The organism is Collinsella sp. AM31-2AC (genome assembly GCF_003469285.1).
GTDB classification, from domain to species: Bacteria; Actinomycetota; Coriobacteriia; order Coriobacteriales; family Coriobacteriaceae; genus Collinsella; species Collinsella aerofaciens_AT.
On record NZ_QSJB01000004.1, the window covers coordinates 114,695 to 137,313 of the forward strand.

The 22,619-nt window shown below is 60.9% G+C and carries 21 protein-coding genes; 13 read left to right on the plus strand and 8 right to left on the minus strand.

What is annotated here, in order from left to right; genetic code table 11:
* Positions 1-55: 55 nt before the first annotated feature.
* The 4 genes from DW796_RS02905 (at position 56) to DW796_RS02920 (ending at position 3,531) form a co-directional block, all read left to right on the plus strand.
* On the plus strand, positions 56-712 hold the full coding sequence (locus DW796_RS02905) for an AzlC family ABC transporter permease (RefSeq protein ID WP_255413550.1): 657 nt from the start codon (positions 56-58) through the stop codon (positions 710-712).
* Positions 702-1,025 carry an AzlD domain-containing protein gene (locus DW796_RS02910; protein WP_118094228.1) on the plus strand — a complete coding sequence of 108 codons (324 nt, stop codon included), beginning with the start codon at positions 702-704 and terminating at the stop codon, positions 1,023-1,025. Before DW796_RS02905 ends, DW796_RS02910 begins: the two co-directional genes overlap by 11 nt.
* 150 nt (positions 1,026-1,175) lie before the next feature.
* Positions 1,176-2,198, plus strand: a complete 1,023-nt coding sequence (locus DW796_RS02915) for a 2-keto-3-deoxygluconate permease (RefSeq protein ID WP_117776079.1) — start codon at positions 1,176-1,178, stop codon at positions 2,196-2,198.
* A 190-nt stretch (positions 2,199-2,388) separates the two neighbouring features.
* Positions 2,389-3,531 (plus strand): diguanylate cyclase, encoded by a 1,143-nt coding sequence (locus DW796_RS02920; RefSeq protein WP_158567678.1) that lies wholly within the window; start codon positions 2,389-2,391, stop codon positions 3,529-3,531.
* A 100-nt stretch (positions 3,532-3,631) separates the two neighbouring features.
* Here DW796_RS02920 and DW796_RS02925 read toward each other — a convergent pair whose 3' ends face one another.
* Together DW796_RS02925 and DW796_RS02930 are read right to left on the minus strand one after the other, a co-directional pair.
* A complete protein-coding gene (locus DW796_RS02925; RefSeq protein ID WP_118094230.1) occupies positions 3,632-4,567 on the minus strand; it encodes a DMT family transporter in 936 nt (311 codons plus the stop codon).
* Between the two features lie 99 nt (positions 4,568-4,666).
* A complete protein-coding gene (locus tag DW796_RS02930; RefSeq protein ID WP_118094231.1) occupies positions 4,667-8,413 on the minus strand; it encodes a phosphoribosylformylglycinamidine synthase in 3,747 nt (1,248 codons plus the stop codon).
* A 184-nt stretch (positions 8,414-8,597) separates the two neighbouring features.
* On the opposite strand from DW796_RS02930, the gene DW796_RS02935 reads away from it, so the two are divergent.
* On the plus strand, positions 8,598-10,160 hold the full coding sequence (locus DW796_RS02935; RefSeq protein ID WP_118094232.1) for a cation:proton antiporter: 1,563 nt from the start codon (positions 8,598-8,600) through the stop codon (positions 10,158-10,160).
* 284 nt (positions 10,161-10,444) lie between these two features.
* Here DW796_RS02935 and DW796_RS02940 read toward each other — a convergent pair whose 3' ends face one another.
* Positions 10,445-11,194 (minus strand): SDR family NAD(P)-dependent oxidoreductase, encoded by a 750-nt coding sequence (locus DW796_RS02940; protein WP_089573313.1) that lies wholly within the window; start codon positions 11,192-11,194, stop codon positions 10,445-10,447.
* Between the two features lie 220 nt (positions 11,195-11,414).
* Entirely contained in the window at positions 11,415-12,758 is a 1,344-nt protein-coding gene (locus DW796_RS02945) for a homoserine dehydrogenase (RefSeq protein WP_089573312.1), read from the minus strand.
* Positions 12,759-13,009: 251 nt separating this feature from the next.
* On the opposite strand from DW796_RS02945, the gene DW796_RS02950 reads away from it, so the two are divergent.
* The 6 genes from DW796_RS02950 (at position 13,010) to DW796_RS02975 (ending at position 19,309) form a co-directional block, all read left to right on the plus strand.
* Positions 13,010-14,176 (plus strand): ABC transporter substrate-binding protein, encoded by a 1,167-nt coding sequence (locus DW796_RS02950; RefSeq protein WP_089573311.1) that lies wholly within the window; start codon positions 13,010-13,012, stop codon positions 14,174-14,176.
* 271 nt (positions 14,177-14,447) lie between these two features.
* The gene (locus tag DW796_RS02955; protein WP_117582911.1) at positions 14,448-15,635 is read left to right on the plus strand and encodes an ABC transporter substrate-binding protein; all 1,188 of its coding nucleotides are present in this window, start codon (positions 14,448-14,450) and stop codon (positions 15,633-15,635) included.
* A gap of 139 nt (positions 15,636-15,774) precedes the next feature.
* Entirely contained in the window at positions 15,775-16,656 is an 882-nt protein-coding gene (locus DW796_RS02960; protein ID WP_117582912.1) for a branched-chain amino acid ABC transporter permease, read from the plus strand.
* A gap of 9 nt (positions 16,657-16,665) precedes the next feature.
* Entirely contained in the window at positions 16,666-17,745 is a 1,080-nt protein-coding gene (locus DW796_RS02965; protein WP_117635469.1) for a branched-chain amino acid ABC transporter permease, read from the plus strand.
* Entirely contained in the window at positions 17,735-18,595 is an 861-nt protein-coding gene (locus tag DW796_RS02970; protein WP_118094233.1) for an ABC transporter ATP-binding protein, read from the plus strand. Before DW796_RS02965 ends, DW796_RS02970 begins: the two co-directional genes overlap by 11 nt.
* Positions 18,596-18,607: 12 nt before the next feature.
* The gene (locus DW796_RS02975) at positions 18,608-19,309 is read left to right on the plus strand and encodes an ABC transporter ATP-binding protein (protein WP_035137222.1); all 702 of its coding nucleotides are present in this window, start codon (positions 18,608-18,610) and stop codon (positions 19,307-19,309) included.
* Positions 19,310-19,323: 14 nt separating this feature from the next.
* On the opposite strand, the gene DW796_RS10525 is transcribed toward DW796_RS02975, so the two are convergent.
* The 4 genes from DW796_RS10525 to DW796_RS02990 form a co-directional block, all read right to left on the minus strand.
* The gene (locus DW796_RS10525; protein WP_187362356.1) at positions 19,324-19,491 is read right to left on the minus strand and encodes a hypothetical protein; all 168 of its coding nucleotides are present in this window, start codon (positions 19,489-19,491) and stop codon (positions 19,324-19,326) included.
* 125 nt (positions 19,492-19,616) lie between these two features.
* Positions 19,617-19,880 (minus strand): hypothetical protein, encoded by a 264-nt coding sequence (locus DW796_RS02980; protein ID WP_118094234.1) that lies wholly within the window; start codon positions 19,878-19,880, stop codon positions 19,617-19,619.
* Positions 19,881-19,894: 14 nt separating this feature from the next.
* Entirely contained in the window at positions 19,895-20,527 is a 633-nt protein-coding gene (locus DW796_RS02985; protein WP_117655177.1) for a DUF1700 domain-containing protein, read from the minus strand.
* Positions 20,514-20,834: a PadR family transcriptional regulator gene (locus DW796_RS02990; protein ID WP_187362357.1), complete on the minus strand. Its 321-nt coding sequence runs from the start codon at positions 20,832-20,834 to the stop codon at positions 20,514-20,516. The genes DW796_RS02985 and DW796_RS02990 overlap by 14 nt, the downstream gene beginning before the upstream one ends.
* Before the next feature lie 285 nt (positions 20,835-21,119).
* Between DW796_RS02990 and DW796_RS02995 the strand changes: the two genes are divergently transcribed.
* Both DW796_RS02995 and DW796_RS03000 read left to right on the plus strand, forming a co-directional pair.
* Positions 21,120-21,797, plus strand: a complete 678-nt coding sequence (locus DW796_RS02995; protein ID WP_118094235.1) for a copper homeostasis protein CutC — start codon at positions 21,120-21,122, stop codon at positions 21,795-21,797.
* Between the two features lie 3 nt (positions 21,798-21,800).
* Positions 21,801-22,598 carry a DUF4931 domain-containing protein gene (locus DW796_RS03000; RefSeq protein ID WP_118094236.1) on the plus strand — a complete coding sequence of 266 codons (798 nt, stop codon included), beginning with the start codon at positions 21,801-21,803 and terminating at the stop codon, positions 22,596-22,598.
* The last annotated feature ends 21 nt before the right edge of the window (positions 22,599-22,619 follow it).

Here is a 22,619-nt window from a genome sequence, read left to right on the forward strand (position 1 = left end):
TTGTCAGGATGAGAAGCGTATGGTGCTCAAAATCGTTAGAACCGTCTGGCCGGTGATGCTTACCTATGTTGCGATAGGCGCGCCGTGCGGAATGATCATGGGGCAGACGGGAATGGAGCCCTGGATGGTCTTTGCTCTGAGCAGCACGTTTGTGACGGGCAGCGGCCAGTTTATGATCTGCAATCTTTGGCTGGCGGGCGTACCGGCACCTTCGATTATCGCGAGCGTCGCCGCCATCTCATCGCGCTTTGCACTTTATTCGGCATCGATCGCACCCCATCTGGCGGGCGCCTCGAAGCGTCAGACGCTGGCTGTTGCCGCGACGCTCACCGAGGAGGCATACGGCATCTCGCTTGCCAAGCTGGTTGAGGGGGAGGATTGGGGCCCGCGCGAATCCTTTGTGCTCAACGTGATCCTCATCGCGACATGGGGCGCTTCGTGCACGATGGGTGCCATCGTCGGTGCCGTTGTCGATGTTCCCACCGCTATTGCGAGTTTTGTCTGCACGTCGCTCTTTATCTGTCTACTCTTTTCGCAGCGGCTGTCGCGCGGCAACGTTGTCGCGGCGGTTTCGGGCGCGGTGTCCGTCGCCGTATGCAAGTTCTTGGGCCTCACGAATATTGCCGTGCCGGCAAGCGTCGTGGTCGGCATTGCCATTGCGCTGGCGTGCGATGCCGTATTTGACGGAAGAGGTGCCCGCGATGCCCGTTAACGAGTTCTTGGTTCTGTGGCTGTCGTCGTGGGCTGCTATCGCGTTCTTTCGCATCGCGCCGGCGTTCGCCTTGCGCGGGAGAACGCTGTCGCCCCGCATTACCGAGGCCCTGGGTTATATCCCGCCCGCTGCCTTTGCCGCGCTGGTCGCCAACGACTTGGTGAGCCCCGGCGCGTTCGACGCGGGACTTTGGCCTGCCTTGGTTCCCTGGATTGCGGCTGCCGGCGTCGTGGCGGTGGCAATCAAGACAAAGTCGATGCTGTGGTGCTGCGTTTCGGGAATCGTGTTCTATATCGTCTTGAGCCTTATATAGGGGTGGCGTCGCGGGCGCCGAATCTCGTTCCATCCCAACTTGTCGAGTTTTTCACCGAGCTGGTCTATTTCTTCTGGTACCATGGTCAAACTTTACTGTAGCAAAGCGTGACGTGGGCTTTTGTACCCCGTCAGCGGAAATGGGGGTTTCATGGCACAGGAAGCGACCGCCAACGAGCAAAAGAAATTCAAGGTCCCGCGCATCCCGGGCGACATCATGATCTATCCGATGATCGTCGGTCTTTTGCTCAACACCTTCTGCCCGCAGGTTTTTGAGATCGGCGGCTTCTTTACGGCTGCCTGCCGCGGTGGCTCCAATGCCATCGTCGCCGCGATCCTGCTGTTTGTGGGCGCCGGCATCAGCTTTAAGTCCACGCCGGGTGCCATCAAGACCGGTATCGTCGTGCTGATCCCCAAGCTGGTCGTCGCAGCGGCTCTCGGCCTGGGCGTGGCATATTTCTTTAACGACAACTTCCTGGGTCTGAGCTCCGTGTCTATCATCGGCGGCATCACGTTTTGCAACATGGCGCTCTATACGGGCATCATGGGCGAGTTCGGTGATGAGTCTGAGCAGGGCGCCGTCGGTATCCTGTTCTTTACGGCTGGCCCCGCCGTCACGATGATCATCCTCGGTGTTTCCGGCCTCGCCAACATTCCCATTGGCACCATTATCGGCTCCATCTTGCCACTCGTTATTGGCATGGTTCTGGGCAACCTGTTCCCGTTTATCAAGAACCTGCTGGTTCCCGGTGCCAATCCCGCGATTGCCGTCATCGGATTTCAGCTCGGTGCGTCCATGAGCCTGTCGAGCTTTATCACCGGCGGTATTTCCGGCATCTTGCTGGGCCTTGTCACGCTGTTTGTCGTCGGTCCCATCACCTTTGCGTTCGAGCGTCTGTGCGGCGGCAATGGCAAGGCCGCTGTGGCTTGCTCCACCATCGCCGGCACGGCTATGACCACACCGGTTGCCCTCGCCGAGGTCGCACCGCGCTACGCCGAGCTTGCGCCCATCGCGTACGCTCAGATCGCCACCGCCGTTATCATCACGGCGATCATGGCTCCGATTCTGACTGGCTGGGTCGACAAGAAGTTCTGCCAAGGCAAGGAGGATCTGTCGCCTGTCGGTGTCGAGGCCATAGAGGAGGCCGTCGCGACTGACATCGATGGCGAGTAGCAATCGATACCCATCAATGATGCCGGCGTGTGCAATTCGCGCCGTATGGGCGCCCGAACAGAAACTGTTTTGCAGTGATGTTCGGGCGCTCTGCTATTATCCCCTTTACCCCTGTGGAGTAAAGGGGTGTTTATTGCCCTGATTCGAATTGGGCGATTCTGACCACTTGGGTATTGAAGGGATGGCGCTAGTGGTTAAGGCACTCAAGATTGAGATATTCGTGCTATGCATGATTGTTCTTATCGGGCTTGCCGTGCGAAGTCGTCGCTCCTTGTTCTCGAGCACCCAGCAGCTATTGTTTAGCATGCTTGGCTACACCTCTGCCGCGTACATATTATTCGATATGATCTGGACGCTTTCGGACGGTGTGGACGGCACGTTGGGCATTGCTGCCAACTGGATTTCCAACGCGGTTTCGTTTTCGCTCTTTGCTATCGCGTGTCTCATTTGGTTTATCTATTCCGAGACGGTGCAGGGTTCTCGCCTTTTGACCTCGCGCTATAGGGTGGTGCTTGTAGCGTTGCCTACGGCTCTGGTGGTCGTGCTGGCGTTTACCAGTTACTGGACGCACGCCCTGTTCTATATCGATTCGCAGGGCGTGTATCGTCGCGGCTTTGCCTATATGATCCAGCCCATCGTCAGCTACTGTTACGTTATACATACGTCCCTGCATGCATTTGTGCAATCTCGCAGGGTCGAGAGCCTGCAGACGAAGGCCATCTATCGAACCTTGGCATTTTTCGCCATTCCGGCCCTGGTGGGCGGTACCTTTCAGGTCGTATACTCGGTGCCCGGCCTTTGTGTCGGCATAATGATTAGCATGTTGCTGCTCTACATCGTCTACCAGGAGCAGCTCATCTCGACCGACCCGTTGACTGGCCTCAACAATCGCAACCGTTTTGAGACCTATATGCCGTCGCTCTTCTCAAATGTGGATCAGGCCGAAGATGCGTATCTGCTCATGATGGACGCTGACGGCTTTAAGCAGATTAACGATCGCTATGGACATGTGGAGGGCGACCATGCCCTCCAGGTCATATCTGCTGCGCTCAAAGAGGTCTGCTCGGCGTCTGGCGGCTTTATCGCACGTTATGGTGGCGATGAGTTCGTGGTGCTCCAAAAGGCAGTGGCGGAACAGGATATCATGCATCTGTGCGCGACAATCAACGATGAGCTCGCGCGCGCCGAGGTTCCGTATCTGTTGCGGATGTCCATCGGCTACGCACGGGTTGGTGATGGCGTCGATACCTGGCAAGACTTGCTTCGCGCTGCCGATGCGGAGCTCTACCGTGTCAAGGCCGAGAAAAAGAAAGCCGGCGTCCAGATACGCTAGAAAAAGGGGCGCACGCTTGCGTGCGTGGTGGCCTTCAGCTCACCGATGTACTCCATTAAACTAAAGTATGTGAATCTCTCTGCTAAATAAGGGCAGTTCGCTAGGCTTTTTTGGGTTTGTTGACGATGATGATGCCGCTGCAGACCAAGAGCAGGGCAACGATGACGGTAACGGGGCTCGTGCCGGCGCCCTCGCCAAGCAGCAGTGCGCTCAGCAGTACGCCAAAGACCGGGTTCATAAACCCAAAGACCGAGACGCGGCTGACGGGGTTGACGGCAAGCAGGCGCGACCACAGCGAGTAGGCGACCGCGGAGATAAGCGCCATGTAGATGATGAGCACGATGGCGGGGACAATCGCCGTGGGGGAGAGCACGCCACCCATCAAAAAGCCGATGACGGTGAGGACCAGGCCGCCGACCAAGAACTGCCACCCGGCAAGCAAGACGCCGTCGTGCTTGCGCGAGAAGATGCCGATCAGGCAGGTCGAAAGAGCACCCGCGACAGTGGAGGCTAGGATAAAGCCCTCGCCATCGAGCCTGAAGCCAAAGGTGCCATCTGCGCCCGAGAGGTTGACGAGCGCGACGCCGGCAAAGCCCAGCGCACAGCCAAGCACCTTGGCCGTATTGAGCTTCTCGGTGTGAAATGCCAGGGCGGCAAAGAGGATTGCGAGGAAGTTGGCGCTGGCCTCGATGATGGAGCTCGACATGGCGCTGGCGCGCGAGAGGCCCAGATAGAAAAAGAAGTACTGCCCGATAGTCTGGAAGAGCGACAAGACAAAGATGGGCTTGATGTCGCGAGTCTGCGGAATGAGGGGGCGGCGTTGGGCCGCACTCATCCCAACGATAACCAGGGCGCCGGCAAGCGTGAAGCGCAAGCCCGCAAAGAGCAGCTGCGAGGCGCTATCGTGCGCCGGGATACCAAAGAGTGCGTAGCCGATCTTGATGCAGGGAAAGGCCGATCCCCAGAGTGCACAGCAAACAAGACAGCCCAGGATGAGTCCGGGCAGGGTGGCGAGATACGGCTTGCGGCTTTCCATGATGTCCTTCCTGCATGCGCGAAGCAAAAAAGAACCCGCCACCGGATGTGTCGGTGGCGGGTGTTGTTACCCGAGGGGATTGTACCCGATGGGAAAGGTTTAAGCGAAGTAGGCCACGCCGCTCTCAAAGATCGGCATGAACTTATCGCCGGGGACATGCTCGGGCACGTTGCGGTACAGGTTGTCGCCGCGACGCTCGGCATGGCCCATCTTGCCCAGGACGCGGCCGTCGGGGCTCGTGATGCCCTCGATGGCGAGTGCGGAGCCGTTGGGGTTGACGGAGAGATCCATGCTGGGCTTGCCGTTCTCGCCCACGTACTGCGTGGCGACCTGGCCGTTGGCGATCAGCTGGGCGAGCACTTCGTCATTGGCGACAAAGCGGCCCTCGCCGTGGCTGATGGCGACGGTGTAGGGGTCGTCCAGGCTGCACTGCGACAGCCACGGGGACAAGTTGGACGAGATGCGGGTGCGCACCAGACGGCTCTGGTGGCGACCGATGGTGTTGAACGTCAACGTGGGCGTATCGGGCGTGGCGTCGACGATGTCGCCGTAGGGCACCAGGCCGAGCTTGATCAGGGCCTGGAAGCCGTTGCAGATGCCCAGCATCAGGCCATCGCGGGCCTTGAGCAGGTCGCGGACTGCCTCGGTGACCTCGGGAGCGCGGAAGAACGCCGTGATGAACTTGGCGGAGCCGTCGGGCTCGTCGCCGCCCGAGAAGCCGCCGGGGATCATAACGATCTGGCTTGCACGGATGCGGCGGGCAAGCTCGCGGGTGCTCTCGGCGACGGCCTCGGGCGTGAGGTTGTTGATCACGAAGGTGTCGGCCTCGGCACCGGCGGCACGGAAGGCGCGGGCGCTGTCGTACTCGCAGTTGTTGCCGGGGAACACGGGGATGATCACGCGCGGGCGGGCGATCTTGGCGCCGCCGTACACGTGGATATCCTTGGCGCGGAAGTCGATGGTCTCGACCTCGGGGGTCTCGTCGGCGCTGCGGTAGGCAAAGACGCCCTCGATGCCGCTCTCCCAGGCCTCCTGGAGCTCGGAGAGCTCGATGACCTCGGAGCCGGTGTCGATGACATAGCCCTCGACGGTGGTGCCCAGGGGCTCGACGACAACGCCGTCGGCGACCTCGGGCAGCTCGGCGTCATCGGCGAGCTCGACGATAAAGCTGCCGTAGAGCGGGGTGAAGAGGCTCTCCACGTCTACATCCTCGGCAAGCTCGATACCGATCTGGTTACCGACGCACATCTTAAAGAGGCTCTCGGCGCCGCAGCCGTAGCCGGGCGTGGAGATGGCCAGGGCGTTGCCGGTAGCAGTGAGCGCCTCGACGGCGTCAAACGCGGCGAGCAGCTGCTGAGCATCGGGGCGGTAGTCCTCGCCATAGGTGGCGGGGGCGATGCGGACGACGCGGTGCGTGAGGCCCTTGAACTCGGGCGAGACGGCGCGGGCGGCCTTGCCCACGGCGACGGCGAAGCTGATCAGGGTCGGCGGAACGTTGAGCTCGCCGGCCTCGTCCTCAAACGAACCGCTCATGGAGTCCTTGCCGCCGATGGCGCCGGCACCCAGGTCGACCTGGGCCATAAGGGCACCCAGGACGGCAGCCATGGGCTTGCCCCAGCGCTCTGCTTCGGTGCGCAGGCGCTCGAAGTACTCCTGGAAGGAGAGGTAGGCGCGCTTGTGCTCAAAGCCGGCGGCAACGAGCTTGGCGATGGACTCGACCACGGACAGGTAGGCGCCCGCAAACTGGTCGGCCTCCATCAAATAGGGGTTGAAGCCCCATGCCATGGCACTCGCCGTGGTGGTCTCGCCGTCCACGGGGAACTTGGCGACCATGGCCGAGCTCGGGGTGAGCTGCGTCTTGCCGCCAAAAGGCATAAGCACGGTCGCGGCGCCGATGGTGGAGTCGAAGCGCTCGGAAAGGCCCTTGTTGGAAGCGACGTTGAGGTCGGTGACGAGCGAGGTCATGCGCTCGGCGAGCGTGGTACCGGCCCAGCTGGGCTGCCACACACTGCGGGCGCAGACGTGGGCGACCTGGTGCTTGGGCGCACCGTTGGAGTTGAGGAACTCGCGGGACAGATCGACGATGGCGACGCCGTTCCAGGCCATGCGCATGCGCGGCTCGGCGGTAACCTCGGCGATAACGGTTGCCTCCAGGTTCTCCTCGGCGGCGTAGCCCATGAACTCCTCGACGTCACCGTCGGCGACGGCGCAGGCCATGCGCTCCTGGGATTCAGAGATGGCGAGCTCGGTGCCGTCAAGACCGTCGTACTTCTTGGTCACGGTATCAAGGTCGACATACAGGCCGTCGGCAAGCTCGCCTACGGCGACCGAGACACCGCCGGCGCCAAAGTCGTTGCAGCGCTTGATCAGACGGCAGGCATCGCCGCGGCGGAACAGGCGCTGCAGCTTGCGCTCGACCGGGGCGTTGCCCTTCTGGACCTCGGCGCCCGATGTCTCGATGGACTCGGTGTTCTGGGTCTTGGAGGAGCCGGTGGCACCGCCGATGCCGTCACGGCCGGTGCGGCCGCCCAACAGGATGATCTTGTCGGTGGGGGCGGGGCACTCGCGACGCACGTGGTTTGCCGGGGTAGCGCCCACGACGGCGCCGACCTCCATGCGCTTGGCGACGTAGCCGGGGTGATAGAGTTCGTTGACCTGACCGGTGGCAAGGCCGATCTGGTTGCCGTAGCTGGAGTAGCCGGCGGCAGCAGTGGTCACGAGCTTACGCTGCGGCAGCTTGCCCTCGAGCGTCTCGGACACGGGGACGGTGGGGTCGCCGGCGCCGGTGACACGCATGGCCTGGTACACGTAGCTGCGGCCCGACAGCGGGTCGCGGATGGCACCGCCCACGCAGGTGGCGGCACCGCCGAAGGGCTCGATCTCGGTCGGGTGGTTGTGGGTCTCGTTCTTAAAGAGGAACAGCCAGTCCTGGTCCTCGCCGTCGACATCGACCTTCACCTTGACGGTGCAGGCGTTAATCTCCTCGGACTCGTCGACATCGGTCATGACGCCGGTCTTCTTGAGGTACTTGGCGCCGATGGTGCCCATGTCCATGAGGCAGACGGGCTTGGTGTCGCGACCGAGTTCGTGGCGCATCTCCATGTAGCGGTCGAAGGCCTGCTGCACCACGGCGTCGTCGATCGTCACGTCGTCCAGGACGGTGCCGAAGGTGGTGTGGCGGCAGTGATCGGACCAGTAGGTGTCGATCACGCGGATCTCGGTGATGGTGGGGTCGCGATCCTCATCGCGGAAGTACTGCTGGCAGAAGGCGATGTCCGCCTCGTCCATGGCAAGGCCGCGCTCGGAAATAAAGGCGGCAAGGCCGGCTTCGTCGAGCTCGCGGAAACCGTCGAGCACCTCGACGGGCTGGGGCTCGGGGGTCTCCATGTACAGCGTCTCGGGCAGGTCGAGCGAGGCGATGCGCGCCTCGACGGGGTTCACCACGTAGTGCTTGATGGCATCAATGGCGGCCTCGTCCAGAGCGCCCGAGATCATATAGACCTTGGCGGAGCGCACGGCGGGGCGCTCGCCCTGGCTGATGAGCTGCACGCACTCGCTGGCGGAGTCGGCGCGCTGGTCAAACTGGCCAGGCAGGAATTCGACGGCAAAGACGGCGCCGTCGCTTGCGGGGAGCTCGTTGTAGGTCACATCGACCTGGGGCTCGCTAAAGACGGTCGGCACGCAGGAGCGGAAAAGCTCCTCGTCGATGCCCTCGACGTCGTAGCGGTTGATGATCCTCAGGGCCTCGATGCCCTTGATGCCGAGAATCTCGGTCAGCTCGCCCTTGAGCTGCTGAGCCTCGACGTCGAACCCGGGTTTCTTCTCCACGTAGATACGAGAGACCATTGGTTCCTGCCTTCCTGATCGGTTGGGCGTACGGTACGGTATGCGGCAGCGGTCGGTTTGCGGGGCAAGCCTCGCGGTCGCCTTGAGCCACATGTTTGTAAACCTCACTATGATACGACAGCTCACGGCGCGTTGAGGACGGCGAGGGTGCTACAGTGGAGCGCAAACAAGAGAAAGGCATCACATGGCATTTGTTTCGCTCGCCATCATCGCACTCGTGGCCTTTGCAAGCCCCTTCATCGCCTCGGCGATTTCCGGAAAACCCGTTCCCGAGACGGTCTTTTTGCTCGTGTTCGGCGCGGTGCTGGGACCCCATATGCTCGGCGTCATCCATGTAGATGCTGAGGTCTCGCTTGTGTCCGAGCTGGGCCTGGCCTTTTTGTTCCTGCTTGCCGGCTTTGAGATCGACCCCAAGAGCATCACGGGCGTCGAGGGGCGCTACGGCTTGGCGACGTGGGTCGTCACGTTTGGTATCGCCTGGCTTGCCGTGCGCTTTACCCCGTGGTTCTCAGTCAGTCATTTCGACGGTATCGCCGTGACGCTTGCCCTCACTTCGACGGCGCTCGGTACGCTTGTGCCCATCATGCGCGAGCGCTCGCTCACCGGCACGCGCGTGGGCGACTCGATTCTCGCGTATGGCACTTGGGGCGAGCTCGGTCCCGTGCTCGCCATGTCGGTGCTGCTGTCTGCCCGCACTGGCATCCAAACGCTCGTAATCCTTGGCTTGTTTGCGGTGGTTTGCGTGTTGCTGGCCGTGGTCCCAAGCCGCTCCAAGCGCGTCGGCAGCCGCTTCTTTGCGTTTGTCGAGGAGCGCGCCGATACCACGTCGCAGACCTTCGTGCGCCTGACGGTGCTCATCCTGGTCACGCTCGTGGCGTTCTCGGCCGTCTTTGATCTCGACATCGTGTTGGGTTCTTTTGCCGCCGGCTTTGTCCTGCGCTATATCATCCCCGAGGGCAACCATACGCTCGAGACCAAGCTCGACGGTCTGGCCTACGGTTTTTTGATTCCGGTGTTCTTTACCGTATCGGGCGCAAAGATCGATCTGACGGCCGTGGCGTCGCGCCCGGGTCTGCTCGTGGGCTTTATCGTGGCGTTGTTGATTATTCGTGCCGTGCCTATTCTTATTTCCATGAGCATTTGTCCTGCGACGCGCGATGTGTCGGCGTATGGTCGCATTACCGTGGCCCTGTACTGCACCACGGCGCTGCCGATCATCGTTGCCGTTACGAGCGTTGCCGTCAACGCGGGCGCGCTGTCGCAAGATATTGCGTCGGTCATGGTTGCCGCCGGTGCCATCACGGTGTTCTTGATGCCATTGCTCGCGCAGCTCTTCTACCGCGTGGTGGATGCCGCACCGGTCGCCGCCGTGGCAGAGGTTGCCGAGCATCCATCCGATGCGCTCGACATCTTGCGCGCCCACCACGACCTAGCGAGCTTGCTCGCGCGCGAGCACGAGCTGCTGACCTCGCATGGCCATGGTCGCGTATTCGAGGGCCTGCCTACGCTCGATACGATTGCCGAGCGTCTTTCCGCCGAGGCAGCGAGCGGCCACATCGATGCCCGCATCGTGGACGCGGCGCACCTGCTTGCCGATAAGACCTATGGAGACGAGGTCGACCCGTCCGAGCTGACTCCGCGTGAGCGCCGCCGCCTGGAGCGCGCCAAGCTCGCTGTGCGCGAATACCGCCGCCGCATGCTGGAGCTCTATGCGCGCGAAGAAGCCGAAGACGACGACGGTAAGTAGTCGATACTTTCTCGGGGAAGCCGCGTCCCGCTTTGAAGGCTCGGAACGGGATGTGGTTTCCGAAACGGGGGCCGTTGGGAAGCTGTGTCCCGGAATGGGCGCTCAGAGTGGGATGCAGTTTCCGCAAGGAGGTCCTGGGGGAAACCGTGCCCCGTTCTGATCCGAAATACTGGGACATAGTTTCCCTTTCATAACAGGAGAAGGCGCGCTGTCTGCAGTTGATTCAGACGGCGCGCCTTTTTGGTTGAGCTATGTTGAAGCTTGAAGCCAAAGCTTGTGGCTCCTTAGGAGCGGGCGGCTCCGTCGACGGGGAGCACGGCGCCCGTGACATAGGAGGACATGTCGCTCGCCAGGAAAACAAAGGCGTTGGCGACATCCTCGGGCTCGCCCATGCGACCCAGCGGAATGGTGGCGATGATGGGCTTGATGACCTCTTCGGGCAGGTTGGCGACCATGTCGGTCTTAGTCACGCCGGGGGCGACGGCGTTGACGCGGATGCCCATGGGAGCGAGCTCGCGCGAGAGCGACTGGACCATACCGTTGACGGCAAACTTGGACGTGGGGTAACCGACGCCGGAGGGCTGGCCGTACTTGGCGACCATCGAGCTTGTGGTAGTGATGGTGCCGCCGTGGCCGGCCTCGGTCATGATCTTGGCGGCAGCCTGGTGGCCATTAAAGACGGCGACGACGTTAAGGTCCATGACCTTTGCGAACTCCTCGGCCGTATAGTTAAGGAGCGGCGAGCGCTGGGAGATGCCGGCATTGTTGACGACCGTGTCCAAGCCGCCCATGTCAGCGGCAGCCTGGGTAAAGGCCTCGGTCACGGCTTCGAGCGAGGTGAGATCGCAGGAGCGACCCCAGACCTTGGCGTCGGGATAGGCGGCTGTCAGCTTCTCAACGGCCGTGTCGGCAGTCTCCTGGCGCGAGCCAAAGACGGTGACGGCGGCGCCTTCCTCGATAAAACGGCAGGCGATGGCATAGCCGATACCGCGCGTGCCTCCGGTGATGATTGCTTTCTTACCCTCGAGCAACATGGTGCCTCCATTCTTCGGGGGTGGACATACGCAGCACAGCATAACGGCGCGCAAAATCAACTTCGTTCGCATATCGGTAAACGGCACCCTCGGTTGTCAGCGAATGGCCAAGTTGTTCAAACTTTTGCTTGATGAACGCAATGGGCGGTTTCAAACAAAGGGGCTCCCATCCAAACGGACGGGAGCCCCTCAGGTGCTATGTTGTGTGCCAAGGACTGGACTAGTTCGCCATGACGCCTTCGGTCCAAGCCTCAACGTCCTCGATGCGCAGGACGTTGGCGACCTCGGCCACGCAGCCGACGCTGGCAAGCTCGGCGGCGGCAGCCTGGACGTCCTTCTCGAGCGCGCGGTGCGTCAGGAAGATGACCGAGCAGGCATCGCTGACGCCCGACTTGCCGTCCTCGACCTGGTTGATGAGCGAGATCGAGATGTTATGCTTGGCAAAGATGTCGACCGTCTCGGACAGGGCGCCCACGCGGTCGGCGACCTTCAGGCGCACATAGTACTTGGTCTGGAGCTCGTCCATGGGCTTAAAGGCGAGGTTGTGGCCATAGGGCTCAATCTCGGGCAGCGGAGCCACGCCGCGGCTGATCTGCTCGGAGAGCGACAGGATATCGCCCACGACGGCGCTCGCGGTGGGGAAGGAGCCTGCGCCCGCGCCGTAGAACATGGTCTCGCCCACGGCGTCGCCTACCACGTAGACGGCGTTCATGGCGCCGTTGACCTTGGCGAGCATATGGTCTGCGGGGATCAGCGTGGGATGCACGCGAACGTCGACGCCAGCGTCGGTGTTGCGGGCGATGCCGAGCAGTTTGATGGTGTAGCCGAGCTCGCGGGCCTGGGCGATGTCCTCGGCGCCGATGGTGCGGATACCCTGCTGGTACACATCATCGGTGGTAACGCGGGTGCCAAAGCCGATGGAGGCGAGGATGGCCGTCTTGCTGGCGGCATCGAAGCCGTCGACGTCGGCGGACGGGTCGGCCTCGGCATAGCCCTTAGCCTGGGCGTCGGCGAGCACGTCAGCGTAATCGGCGCCCTCGGCGTCCATGCGCGACAGGATGTAGTTGGTGGTGCCGTTGAGGATGCCGGCGATGGTCAGGATCTTGTTACCCACCAGGTCGTGCTCGAGTGTGCTGACAATGGGGATGCCGCCACCGCAGCTGGCCTCGCACTTAATCTGCACGCCGCACGCACGCGCCTTCTCGGCAAGCGTCTCGACGTGACGGCCCAGCAGGGCCTTGTTGGCAGAGACGACGTGCTTGCCGTGCTCAAAGGCGGTGGTGAAGATCTCGGTCGCGGGGTGCTCGCCGCCGATGAGTTCGACGACGATATCGACGGCTGGGTCGGTGACGACGTCATGCCAGTCACTCGTAAAGGCCTCGCGCTCAATACCGGCTGCCTCGGCCTGCTCCCAGGCAAGCGCGCAGGCGCGGGTCAGCTTAAGGTCGATGCCGTAGGCTGCCAGGTACTCATCGTGGTGGCTCTTGATCAGACGGGCCACGCCGCCGCCGACGGTTCCCAGACCGATCAGACCGACGTTCACGGTACGCAGGGATTCGCTCATAGATAGCTCCTTCGTGCATCTTATGGATGGATTAACCGCTTAAAGGTTGAGTGCATTCTAGCGTGAACCGGGGGCGCGTGCTCGCCAGGCAACAGGAGCCGCACAAAACGCCACCCCCGAAACGCTGCGGAAACATTGGAAACACGCTCGCTACAAACGGACTTCCGTAACAAACTGTCAACGTTTGCGCCATAAGGTTTGCCCTGTACCGCAAGACGGCCGCACCGCGGCCAGCGAAAAAGGGGGACACCATGTTCAACATCAACAGCACGCTCAGCCGTAGGAACTTTCTCGCCGGCGCTGCGGCGCTCGGCAGCACCGCAGCACTCGCTGGTTGCTCGTCGGGTGGCTCGGACGGCGGCACCGCCGATGACGGCAAGACCTTCAAGATCGGTGTCATCGGCCCTCTGACCGGCGCCGCGGCAACCTATGGCGTTTCGGCCGAGAAGGGTGCCAAGCTTGCCGCCAAGGATTTCTCGACCAAGGACCTCAAACTCTCGCTTAAGTCCGAGGATGACGTCGCCGACGGCGAGAAGGCTATCAACGCTTTCAATACCCTGTGCGACTGGGGCATGCAAGCGCTCGTCGGCCCCGTCACGACTGGTGCCGCCGTCGCTGTCTCGGGCGAGATCGCCGACGATATGCTCATGGTCACGCCCTCTGCTTCGTCCCTCGACGTCACCAAGGACAAGACCACGGTTTTCCAGGTTTGCTTTACCGACCCCACCATGGGCGCGAGTGCTGCCAAGTTTTTGGCCGAGAAGTATGCAGACGCCAAGATCGCCCTGTTCTACAACTCCGGCGATACGTACAGCTCGGGTGTTGCCGATGCCTTTGCCGAGCAGGCCAAGGAGTCCAAACTTGATATCGTCGATACCGAGACCTTTAAGGACGACTCCTCCACGAGCTTTACCAACCAGCTCACCAAGGCCAAGGAGGCCGGCGCCACGCTCATCTTTGCGCCGATCTACTACACGCCGGCGTCCGTTTTGCTCAAGAACGCCAAGGACATGGGATACGACATGACCCTCATGGGTACCGACGGCATGGACGGCCTGCTCTCCGTTGAGGGCTTCGACACCTCCCTTGCCGAGGGCGTGCTGCTCATGACCCCGTTCTCTGCCGACGATGAGAAGAACGCCGACTTTGTCAAGGCATATAAGGACGCCTACGACGAGACGCCCAACCAGTTTGCCGCCGATGCCTATGACTGCGTCCATGCGATTGTCGAGGCTATCGATAAGGCAGACATCGATATTACGGCCGACGGCGCCGACATTGCCGGCGACCTCGCCAAGGCCATGCGTAAAATCAAGATCGAGGGCCTGACGGGCGAGCTCACGTGGAACGACGAGGGCCAAGTCGAAAAGCCTGCTACGGCCTATGTGATTCAGGACGGCAAGTACATCGCTGCCTAAGTGCGCATAAAACGCGACCGGTGAGGCTGTATTATTCAGGGCAGGGACGCTTGTAACAGAATGGAAACATTACTTTTACATAATAAAGTGGCATTACTGCATAAAATAATAGAAATACGCAGAAACATGGATAAATGAACAAATCCAAAGAAAAGTTGAAATAATCGCCACTTTTCCTAACTAAAGCGTCTACTATTTTGCGAACGCCGAACACGGCGAAGGATGGCCTGTCGGGCAACCAAAACCCGACGAGATTTGAGAGGAGAGCCGCATGTCGAGCCTCACCGGTAAGTCATTGAACCCTGTTATGAATCGCAGGAGCGTTATCGCGAGCGCAGCAGGTCTGGGGGCGATGTCCATTCTAGCTGGCTGCTCCTCCAACGGCGGCGACAGCGGTTCCGCGTCGGGCGACGCTTCGTTTAAGATCGGCACCATCGGCCCGCTGACCGGCGCCAACGCGTCCTACGGCAAGTCTGTTACCCAGGGCGTCGAGCTTGGCTGCAAGGACTTCTCCACCAAGGAGCTGCCGCTTGCCAGCAAGGCCGAGGATGACCAGGCCGATGGCGAGAAGGCCGTCAACGCCTTCAACACCCTGCTCGACTGGGGCATGCAGGCCCTCGTCGGCCCGACCACCACGGGCGCGTCGGTTGCCGTTGCCGCCGAGTGTGGTAACGACCCCAAGACGTTCATGATCACCCCGTCCGCGTCCTCCGAGGACGTCACCGACGGCAAGGATTGCGTCTTCCAGGTTTGCTTCACCGACCCCAACCAGGGCGTCAACGCTGCCAAGTTCCTGGCGCAGAAGTATGCGGACGAGAAGTTCGTGCTGTTCTATAACTCCGGCGACGCCTATTCTTCGGGTGTCGCGGATGCCTTTAAGGTTCAGGCTGCTGAGTCCAAGCTCGAGATTGTCGACGAGGAGACCTTTAAGGACGACTCCGCCACGAGCTTTACCAACCAGCTGACCAAGGCCAAGCAGGCCGGCGCCACCATGATCTTTGCGCCGATCTACTACACCCCGGCCTCCGTCCTGCTCAAGAACGCCAAGGACATGGGCTACGACGTCAAGATGATGGGCTGCGACGGCATGGACGGCATCCTGGGCGTTGAGGGCTTCGACACCTCTCTTGCCGAGGGTCTGCTGCTCATGACCCCGTTCTCTGCCGACGACGAGAAGAACGCCGACTTCGTCAACGCTTACAAGGATAAGTACGGCGATACCCCCGACCAGTTTGCCGCTGACGCCTACGACGGTGTGCACGCGGTGGCCGAGGCCCTCAAGGAGGCCGGTCTTGGTGTCGACGCCGACCCGACCGAGGTCGCCGAGAAGCTGTCCAAGGCTATGCTCAAGATTACCGTTGACGGTCTGACCGGCAAGCTCACCTGGAACGATAAGGGTCAGGTCCAGAAGGAGCCCACGGCGTACGTCATCACCGACGGCAAGTACGTACAGGCCTAATAGGCCGCCTTACATAGAGCGGTTTTGATCCCAAGCAGGGGAGGTTTTGGCCTTCCCTGCTTGCTTGGTATCTAGGGACAGTGTAACGTCCCTGTTTCATACATCAACTGGAAACCTATTCGAAAGGGGGATGTGGAACATGACAGTCTTTATCCAATACCTGGTCAACGGCCTGTCCATGGGCAGCGTCTACGCCATCATCGCGTTGGGCTACACCATGGTCTACGGTATCGCCAAGATGCTGAACTTCGCTCACGGCGACGTCATCATGGTCGGTGCCTATGTCTCGTTCTGCGCCACGTCGTATCTCGGCCTCCCGGGCTGGGCATCTGTAATTCTCTCTTGTGTGGTCTGCACGGTTCTCGGTGTTCTCATCGAGGGTCTGGCATACAAGCCGCTGCGCCAAGCAGGCCCTCTGGCCGTTCTGATCACGGCCATCGGCGTGTCTTACTTCCTGCAGAACGCCGCGCAGCTTCTGTGGGGCGCCACGCCCAAGAACTTCACTTCGCTCGTCACCTTCCAGGTGCCGGAGTTCTTGGCCAAGTTCAACGTAAGCGCCGTCTCGCTCGTCACCATCGTCGCCTGCCTGGTTATCATGGCCGGCCTGATGTTCTTTACAGGCAAGACCAAGATGGGCAAAGCCATGCGCGCCGTGTCCGAGGACAAGGCCGCCGCTCAGCTCATGGGCATCAACGTCAACCGCACCATCTCGATGACGTTCGCCATCGGCTCCGCCCTTGCCGCCATCGCCGGCGTGCTGCTGTGCTCCTACTCGCCGGTGCTGCAGCCCACGACGGGTGCCATGCCTGGCATCAAGGCCTTCGATGCCGCTGTCTTCGGTGGCATCGGCTCCATTCCCGGTGCCTTTGTCGGTGGCATTCTCATCGGTATCATCGAGGCGATGGCACAGGCTTATATTTCCACGAGCCTTGCCAACTCCATCGTCTTTGGTGTTTTGATCATCGTCCTGCTCGTCAAGCCTGCCGGCCTCTTGGGCAAGTACGTCCCCGAGAAGGTGTAGGTGAGCGTTATGAAGTTTCTTAAAGACAAGCAGACGCGTCACGACTTTGTCACGTACGCCATGTGCATCGTGGCATTTGCCATCGTGTTCTTTATGCAGTCCAACCACATGATCCCGCGCATGATCGCCGGTCAGCTGGTTCCCATTACGGCCTACATCGTCATGGCCATCTCGCTCAACCTCGTCGTCGGCATCGCGGGCGACTTGTCGCTGGGCCACGCGGGCTTTATGAGCGTCGGCGCCTATACAGGCATCGTTACCGCGGTCGCCCTCGAGAGCGCCGTTCCCTCCGATCCGATACGTCTTGTCATCAGCATTGTGGTCGGCGCTATCGCCGCTGCCATCTTGGGCTTCCTGATTGGCATCCCGGTCCTGCGCCTGAGCGGTGACTACCTGGCCATCGTGACGCTGGCCTTTGGCGAGATTATCAAAGAGATCGTCACCTGCCTTATCGTGGGCGTCGACTCCCGCGGCCTGCATGTGATCTTTAACATCACGGGCAACTCCACGATCGACGACCTGCACCTGCTCGAGGACGGCACCGCCATCATCAAGGGCGCCCAGGGCGCCTCGGGCGTGTCGACGTACTCGACCTTCCTTGCCGGTGCCATCTTGGTCATGGTCGCACTCGTGATCGTGCTCAACCTGGTGCGCAGCCGTACCGGCCGTGCCATCATGGCCGTGCGCGATAACAAGATTGCAGCCGAGTCCGTAGGCATCTCCGTCACCGAGTACCGCATGATCGCCTTCGTGGTTTCCGCCGCTCTCGCCGGCGCTGCCGGAGCCCTCTTCGGCGGCAACTTCTCGCAGCTCTCCGCCACTAAGTTCGACTTCAACACGTCGATTCTGATTCTGGTGTTCGTGGTCTTGGGCGGTCTGGGCAATATGCGCGGCTCCGTCATCGCAGCGGCGTTGCTCACGGTACTTCCCGAGCTGCTCCGTCAGTTCTCGGACTACCGCATGCTCATCTATGCCATCGTGCTGATCCTGGTCATGATCTTTACCAACAACCCGCAGCTTAAAGCGTTCTTCGGTCGCGTCAAGGACCGTTTTGCTTCCAAGAAGGAGGTGGCAGCCGATGCCCAGTAAATTTGAGTTCAACAAGGGCAAGATGGTCCCGTATCCTTCTGGCGCCATCGTTCCCGATCGCGATCTGGGCCAGCGCCCGGCGCTCGAGTGCATCCACCTGGGCATTGAGTTCGGTGGCCTTAAGGCAGTCGACGACTTTAGCCTGACTATCGGCAAGACCGAGATCGCCGGCCTGATTGGCCCCAATGGTGCCGGTAAGACCACGGTCTTCAACCTGCTCACCAAGGTGTACCAGCCCACGCACGGCACCATCCTGCTCGACGGTGAGGACACCTCGGGCAAGTCGGTCTATCAGGTCAACCGCATGGGCATCGCCCGTACGTTCCAAAACATCCGCCTGTTCAACACCATGACGGTGGAGGACAACGTCAAGGTCGGTCTGCACAACCAGGAGCGCTATTCCGGTTTTGAGGGCGTGCTGCGCCTGCCGACGTACTGGAAGCACGAGAAGGCCGCCCATAAGCGTGCCATGGAGCTTCTGTCCATCTTTGATATGGAGCATCTGGCAAGCGAACAGGCCGGCTCGCTGCCTTACGGCGCTCAGCGCCGCCTGGAGATCGTCCGCGCGCTTGCCACCAACCCCAAGCTGCTGCTGCTCGACGAGCCTGCCGCCGGCATGAACCCGTCCGAGACCGCCGAGCTCATGGAGAACATCGTCAAGATTCGCGACACCTTTGGCATTGCCATCATGCTTATCGAGCATGATATGTCGCTCGTTATGAACATCTGCGAGGGCATCTGCGTGCTCAACTTTGGTAAGGTCATCGCCAAGGGCACGGCCGAGGAAATCCAGAACAACGACGCTGTTATCGAGGCGTATCTGGGCAAGCAGGATAAGGGGGAGAACTAAATGGCAGAGTCGATGCTTTCCGTCTACAACATCAACGTCTGGTACGGCGCCATCCACGCCATCAAGGACATCTCCTTTAACGTTAACGAGGGCGAGATCGTGGCCCTGATCGGTGCGAACGGTGCCGGCAAGTCCACAACGCTCAAGACGGTCTCGGGCCTGCTGCGCTCCAAGACCGGCTCCATCAAGTTTATGGGTGAGGACATTACTCATACGCCCGCCGATAAGCTGGTTGGTAAGGGCCTGGCTCAGGTCCCCGAGGGCCGTCGCGCCTTTTTGCAGATGACGGTCGAGGAGAACCTGGAGATGGGCGCCTACACGCAGCCCAAGTCCACGGTTGCTCCGGGCCTTGAGCGCGTCTACGAGCAGTTCCCGCGCCTGAAGGAGCGCCGTCGCCAGGTCGCCGGCACCCTTTCGGGCGGCGAGCAGCAGATGCTCGTTATGGGGCGCGCCCTTATGAGTAACCCCAAACTGCTTATGCTCGACGAACCTTCCATGGGTCTGGCGCCGATTCTGATCGAGCAGATCTTCCAGATTGTCGAGGACCTGCACAAAGCCGGCACAACGGTGCTTCTGGTCGAGCAGAACGCCCAGATGGCGCTTTCGATCGCCACGCGCGGCTACGTGCTCGAGACCGGCAAGATCACCATGACCGGCACCGGCCAAGAGCTCCTGCACGACGATAACGTGCGTAAGGCCTACCTGGGCGGCTAGGTGGTTACGCGGTTCTACGAACCGCGTAACCACTTGACGCTGCAAACCCGCCAGAGCGGCAATCTGCCTTTCAACTTCGGCGGCATGACCAGAAGGTCAATGCCGCCTTGTTTCAAGGCACCTTGCTCGCTCTGGCGGGTTTTCGCTGTCGTTGCCAAAACATCGACGTTGGGGGTAGTCATTGGGGACGTTCTTGAATGACTAGTCGTTTAAGAACGTCCCCAATGACTAGGTCAAAAGGCTCCGAGTGCGGCGTGCTCACGCCCGTCGTGGTGTGCCCGAAGGGGGATGGCTGCTACGAGCTCGATCATTTGCGAGTAGAAGACGAACCAGCCGTTGCAGATCCAATATGGATCTCGCCAACCTCGGCAAGCTGCTCGATGAGTGGAAGCCCTGTCGGGTCGTCCATTTCAACACCACCCAGAATGATGGTGTCATCGCGCAGGTCGATCTGCGTGTTGAACACAGCGAGGTTAAAGCCGGAGGCCACAAATCCGATAGCAGCCAGGACGAGCCCCGTGGCAACAAGCCCACCCGCTACGGCAAGGTAAATCCTTTTTACGCTGGACATGTTTGCACTCCTTCCTATGCCGTGAGCGGCGCCGCTTCGGCGCCCATGCGGCTCTTATTGCCTCGATCTTTCCAGAAGGGCGAAACGGCTTTCTTCGCCCAAAGGGCAGAGAGGCGCGCGATCTGCTTGGACGCCGTCCAGGCGCCGGCTCCCGTGAGGAGCGCCACACCGATGGAAGCGAATCCCATTCCCATCGAGGCCAAAACGTACGGAACATGCCCGATAATGATGCCGTCCACGGCGAACAGGAGCCCTACCAGGCCCGCGCCCCCGAATGCCGCGGCCACGATCCACACGCAGAGCGCAAGAACCCAAATACAGATGTAGACTGCAGCGGCAACGGCGACGAACGCGAGCAGCAGCGGAATCCATACCGGAGAGCCCACGATGGCGAGCGCCCATAGAAGTGCCGTGCTCTTGCGCTTGGTCCTCGCGATCGCGCGCGGCACGGCGGGCAGTTCGTCGAGCGTTGCCTCGGCGACCTCACCGGGCGTGCCCATGGCGGCCACAGCCTCGGCCTCCGTCATGCCGTCCTCCATACGGTCGGCGATGGCCTCCGCGTAGAACTCCTGCGTTTCCTTTACCTGATCTGCCGGCAGGCAGGCCAGAAGCTCGCCCAGCCGGTTCAAGAACTCATCGCGCGTCATGGTGCGCCCCCTCCACGTAACGGTAGATCTCCTGCACGGATGGCCATTCGGCGAGGAACTCGGCGATACGCTCGCGCCCGGCGTCCGTGATGCGGTAGTACCTCCGCAGCCGCCCGTTGTGCTCGGCGGAGCGCGCGGTGATGCAGCCCGCCTTCTCCAGGCGCTTGAGCAACGGATAGAGCGTGGATTCCGTGAGCCCCATACTCGCGGGCACGTCCTTCACGATCTGATAGCCGTAGGATTCCTCGCCCGAGACGGCCGCGAGCACGCAGGCCTCGAGGAAGCCGCGCTTCATCTGTGCCTCCATCCGCACACCTCCTTTCGTAGTATACTGTGTAACACCTACTATATGACACATAGTATATGATGTCAACAGTTGTCGTATAGGGAGTCCGGTCTGTCTGTCCCCTGCGGGTACTCATTGGGGACGTACTTAAATGAGTACCCATCGCTCAGGGTGACACCTGGGGACGTTCCTTATGTGCCGGCACTTTGGGACACTCCTTGTCAAGGTTTTGTTCCATCGTGCGGGTTGGTATTTAACGTGCGACAATGCCGTGTGGAAATAGAAGTGTCTTTTTGGGGGCTATTTATGCTGCACGAGTTTTGTGCCGAGAACTTTGAGCGGGTGCCGGCGGCCATCGATGCCGGTGCAAGGCGCGTTGAGCTGTGTGACAACCTCGCCGTCGGTGGCACCACGCCTTCCGCCGGCGTTATTAGCGCTACGGTCAGTTACGCTCACGAGCATGACGCGCGAGTGATGTGCATGATTCGTCCGCGCGGCGGCGACTTTCAGTACAACCAGGACGAGCTACGCATGATGGAAATGGACCTGGGCCTTGCCGTAAGTGCCGGCGTCGATGGTCTTGTCTTTGGCTGCTGCAAACGCTGTGCTGGCGGATGGGCACTCGACGAACTCACGCTCGGTGCCTTGGTAATGGCTGCGGGATGTGCAGCCGAGGAGTGCAAGCGCGAGCCCATCGACATCACCTTCCACATGGCGTTCGACCAGCTCTCGCCCGAGGCTCAGCTGGACGCCATTGATACGCTCGCCGACTGTGGCGTCACACGCATTCTGACGCACGGTGGTGCTGCCGATACGCCGATCGAGGACAACTTCGAAAACCTGGCCCGCTTGATTGAGTACGCGGGCGATCGCCTGACCATCCTTCCCGGCGGCGGCATTACCACGGCCAACCGCAATGCCGTGGCGGCGGCACTCGGTGTCTCCGAGCTCCATGGCACCAAGATTGTGCCGCTGGAGGTATAACCCGTGGCGCTGGTATTTGACGTTCAGCAGGCGAATGGTAAGCCCGATGACAACCGGCGTCCTGGCATCGCGTGCCCCTTTTGCGACACGGAGGGACTCGCCAACATCATCCGGCGCGACGGTGACTGCATCTGGCTCGATAACAAGTTCAAAACCCTGCGGGCCACCCGTCAGACCGTATTGATCGAGTCGGCCAATCACGACGCCGACCTGGTGACCTATGAGCCGGATGAACTCCACCATGTGATGAGGTTTGCCCTGGGTTGCTGGCAGCAGATGATCGATTCGCAGCAGTATCAAAGCGTGCTCATGTACAAGAACAAGGGCCCGCTTTCGGGCGGTAGCCTGGTCCATCCGCACATGCAGATTGTGGGTTTGGAGCAGGAAGACGGCTATGCTTCGCTGACTTCCGCCAATTTCGAAGGCATCAATGTCTGGCGGCAGAGGAGAATCTCGGTCAACATCTCAACCGAACCGATCATGGGGTTCTTTGAGGTCAACGTTTCAGCCCCACAGGGAATCGCCGCCAGCGATAACGCGCGAGACCAAGCCGAGGCGGACCTCTTCGCCGATGCGATCCAGGTGGCTCTGCGCTATATCCTGAACGAGCACCATGGCGGTCGCGCAGAGTCGTACAACCTGTTCTTCTATCACTTGGATGGCCGGACCATTGCCAAGGCGCTTCCACGCTGGGTGGTTTCACCCTACTTTGTCGGCTATCGTCTGGCCCAGGTCAACGCCGAGACCACGCTCGATATCGATGCTGAGCGCCTGCGTGCGCATCTGGAAACGCTCGTATAGCAAGACTATCACCCGCGTAAT

Bases quoted from the DNA above. Each gene is read 5' to 3' on its own strand.
- DW796_RS02905 (WP_255413550.1), top strand. From the start codon at position 56: ATGCTTACCTATGTTGCGATAGGCGCGCCGTGCGGAATGATCATGGGG.
- DW796_RS02910 (WP_118094228.1), top strand. From the start codon at position 702: ATGCCCGTTAACGAGTTCTTGGTTCTGTGGCTGTCGTCGTGGGCTGCT.
- DW796_RS02915 (WP_117776079.1), top strand. From the start codon at position 1,176: ATGGCACAGGAAGCGACCGCCAACGAGCAAAAGAAATTCAAGGTCCCG.
- DW796_RS02925 (WP_118094230.1), bottom strand. From the start codon at position 4,567: ATGGAAAGCCGCAAGCCGTATCTCGCCACCCTGCCCGGACTCATCCTG.
- DW796_RS02930 (WP_118094231.1), bottom strand. From the start codon at position 8,413: ATGGTCTCTCGTATCTACGTGGAGAAGAAACCCGGGTTCGACGTCGAG.
- DW796_RS02935 (WP_118094232.1), top strand. From the start codon at position 8,598: ATGGCATTTGTTTCGCTCGCCATCATCGCACTCGTGGCCTTTGCAAGC.
- DW796_RS02940 (WP_089573313.1), bottom strand. From the start codon at position 11,194: ATGTTGCTCGAGGGTAAGAAAGCAATCATCACCGGAGGCACGCGCGGT.
- DW796_RS02945 (WP_089573312.1), bottom strand. From the start codon at position 12,758: ATGAGCGAATCCCTGCGTACCGTGAACGTCGGTCTGATCGGTCTGGGA.
- DW796_RS02950 (WP_089573311.1), top strand. From the start codon at position 13,010: ATGTTCAACATCAACAGCACGCTCAGCCGTAGGAACTTTCTCGCCGGC.
- DW796_RS02955 (WP_117582911.1), top strand. From the start codon at position 14,448: ATGTCGAGCCTCACCGGTAAGTCATTGAACCCTGTTATGAATCGCAGG.
- DW796_RS02960 (WP_117582912.1), top strand. From the start codon at position 15,775: ATGACAGTCTTTATCCAATACCTGGTCAACGGCCTGTCCATGGGCAGC.
- DW796_RS02965 (WP_117635469.1), top strand. From the start codon at position 16,666: ATGAAGTTTCTTAAAGACAAGCAGACGCGTCACGACTTTGTCACGTAC.
- DW796_RS02970 (WP_118094233.1), top strand. From the start codon at position 17,735: ATGCCCAGTAAATTTGAGTTCAACAAGGGCAAGATGGTCCCGTATCCT.
- DW796_RS02975 (WP_035137222.1), top strand. From the start codon at position 18,608: ATGCTTTCCGTCTACAACATCAACGTCTGGTACGGCGCCATCCACGCC.
- DW796_RS10525 (WP_187362356.1), bottom strand. From the start codon at position 19,491: ATGACTACCCCCAACGTCGATGTTTTGGCAACGACAGCGAAAACCCGC.
- DW796_RS02980 (WP_118094234.1), bottom strand. From the start codon at position 19,880: ATGTCCAGCGTAAAAAGGATTTACCTTGCCGTAGCGGGTGGGCTTGTT.
- DW796_RS02985 (WP_117655177.1), bottom strand. From the start codon at position 20,527: ATGACGCGCGATGAGTTCTTGAACCGGCTGGGCGAGCTTCTGGCCTGC.
- DW796_RS02990 (WP_187362357.1), bottom strand. From the start codon at position 20,834: ATGGAGGCACAGATGAAGCGCGGCTTCCTCGAGGCCTGCGTGCTCGCG.
- DW796_RS02995 (WP_118094235.1), top strand. From the start codon at position 21,120: ATGCTGCACGAGTTTTGTGCCGAGAACTTTGAGCGGGTGCCGGCGGCC.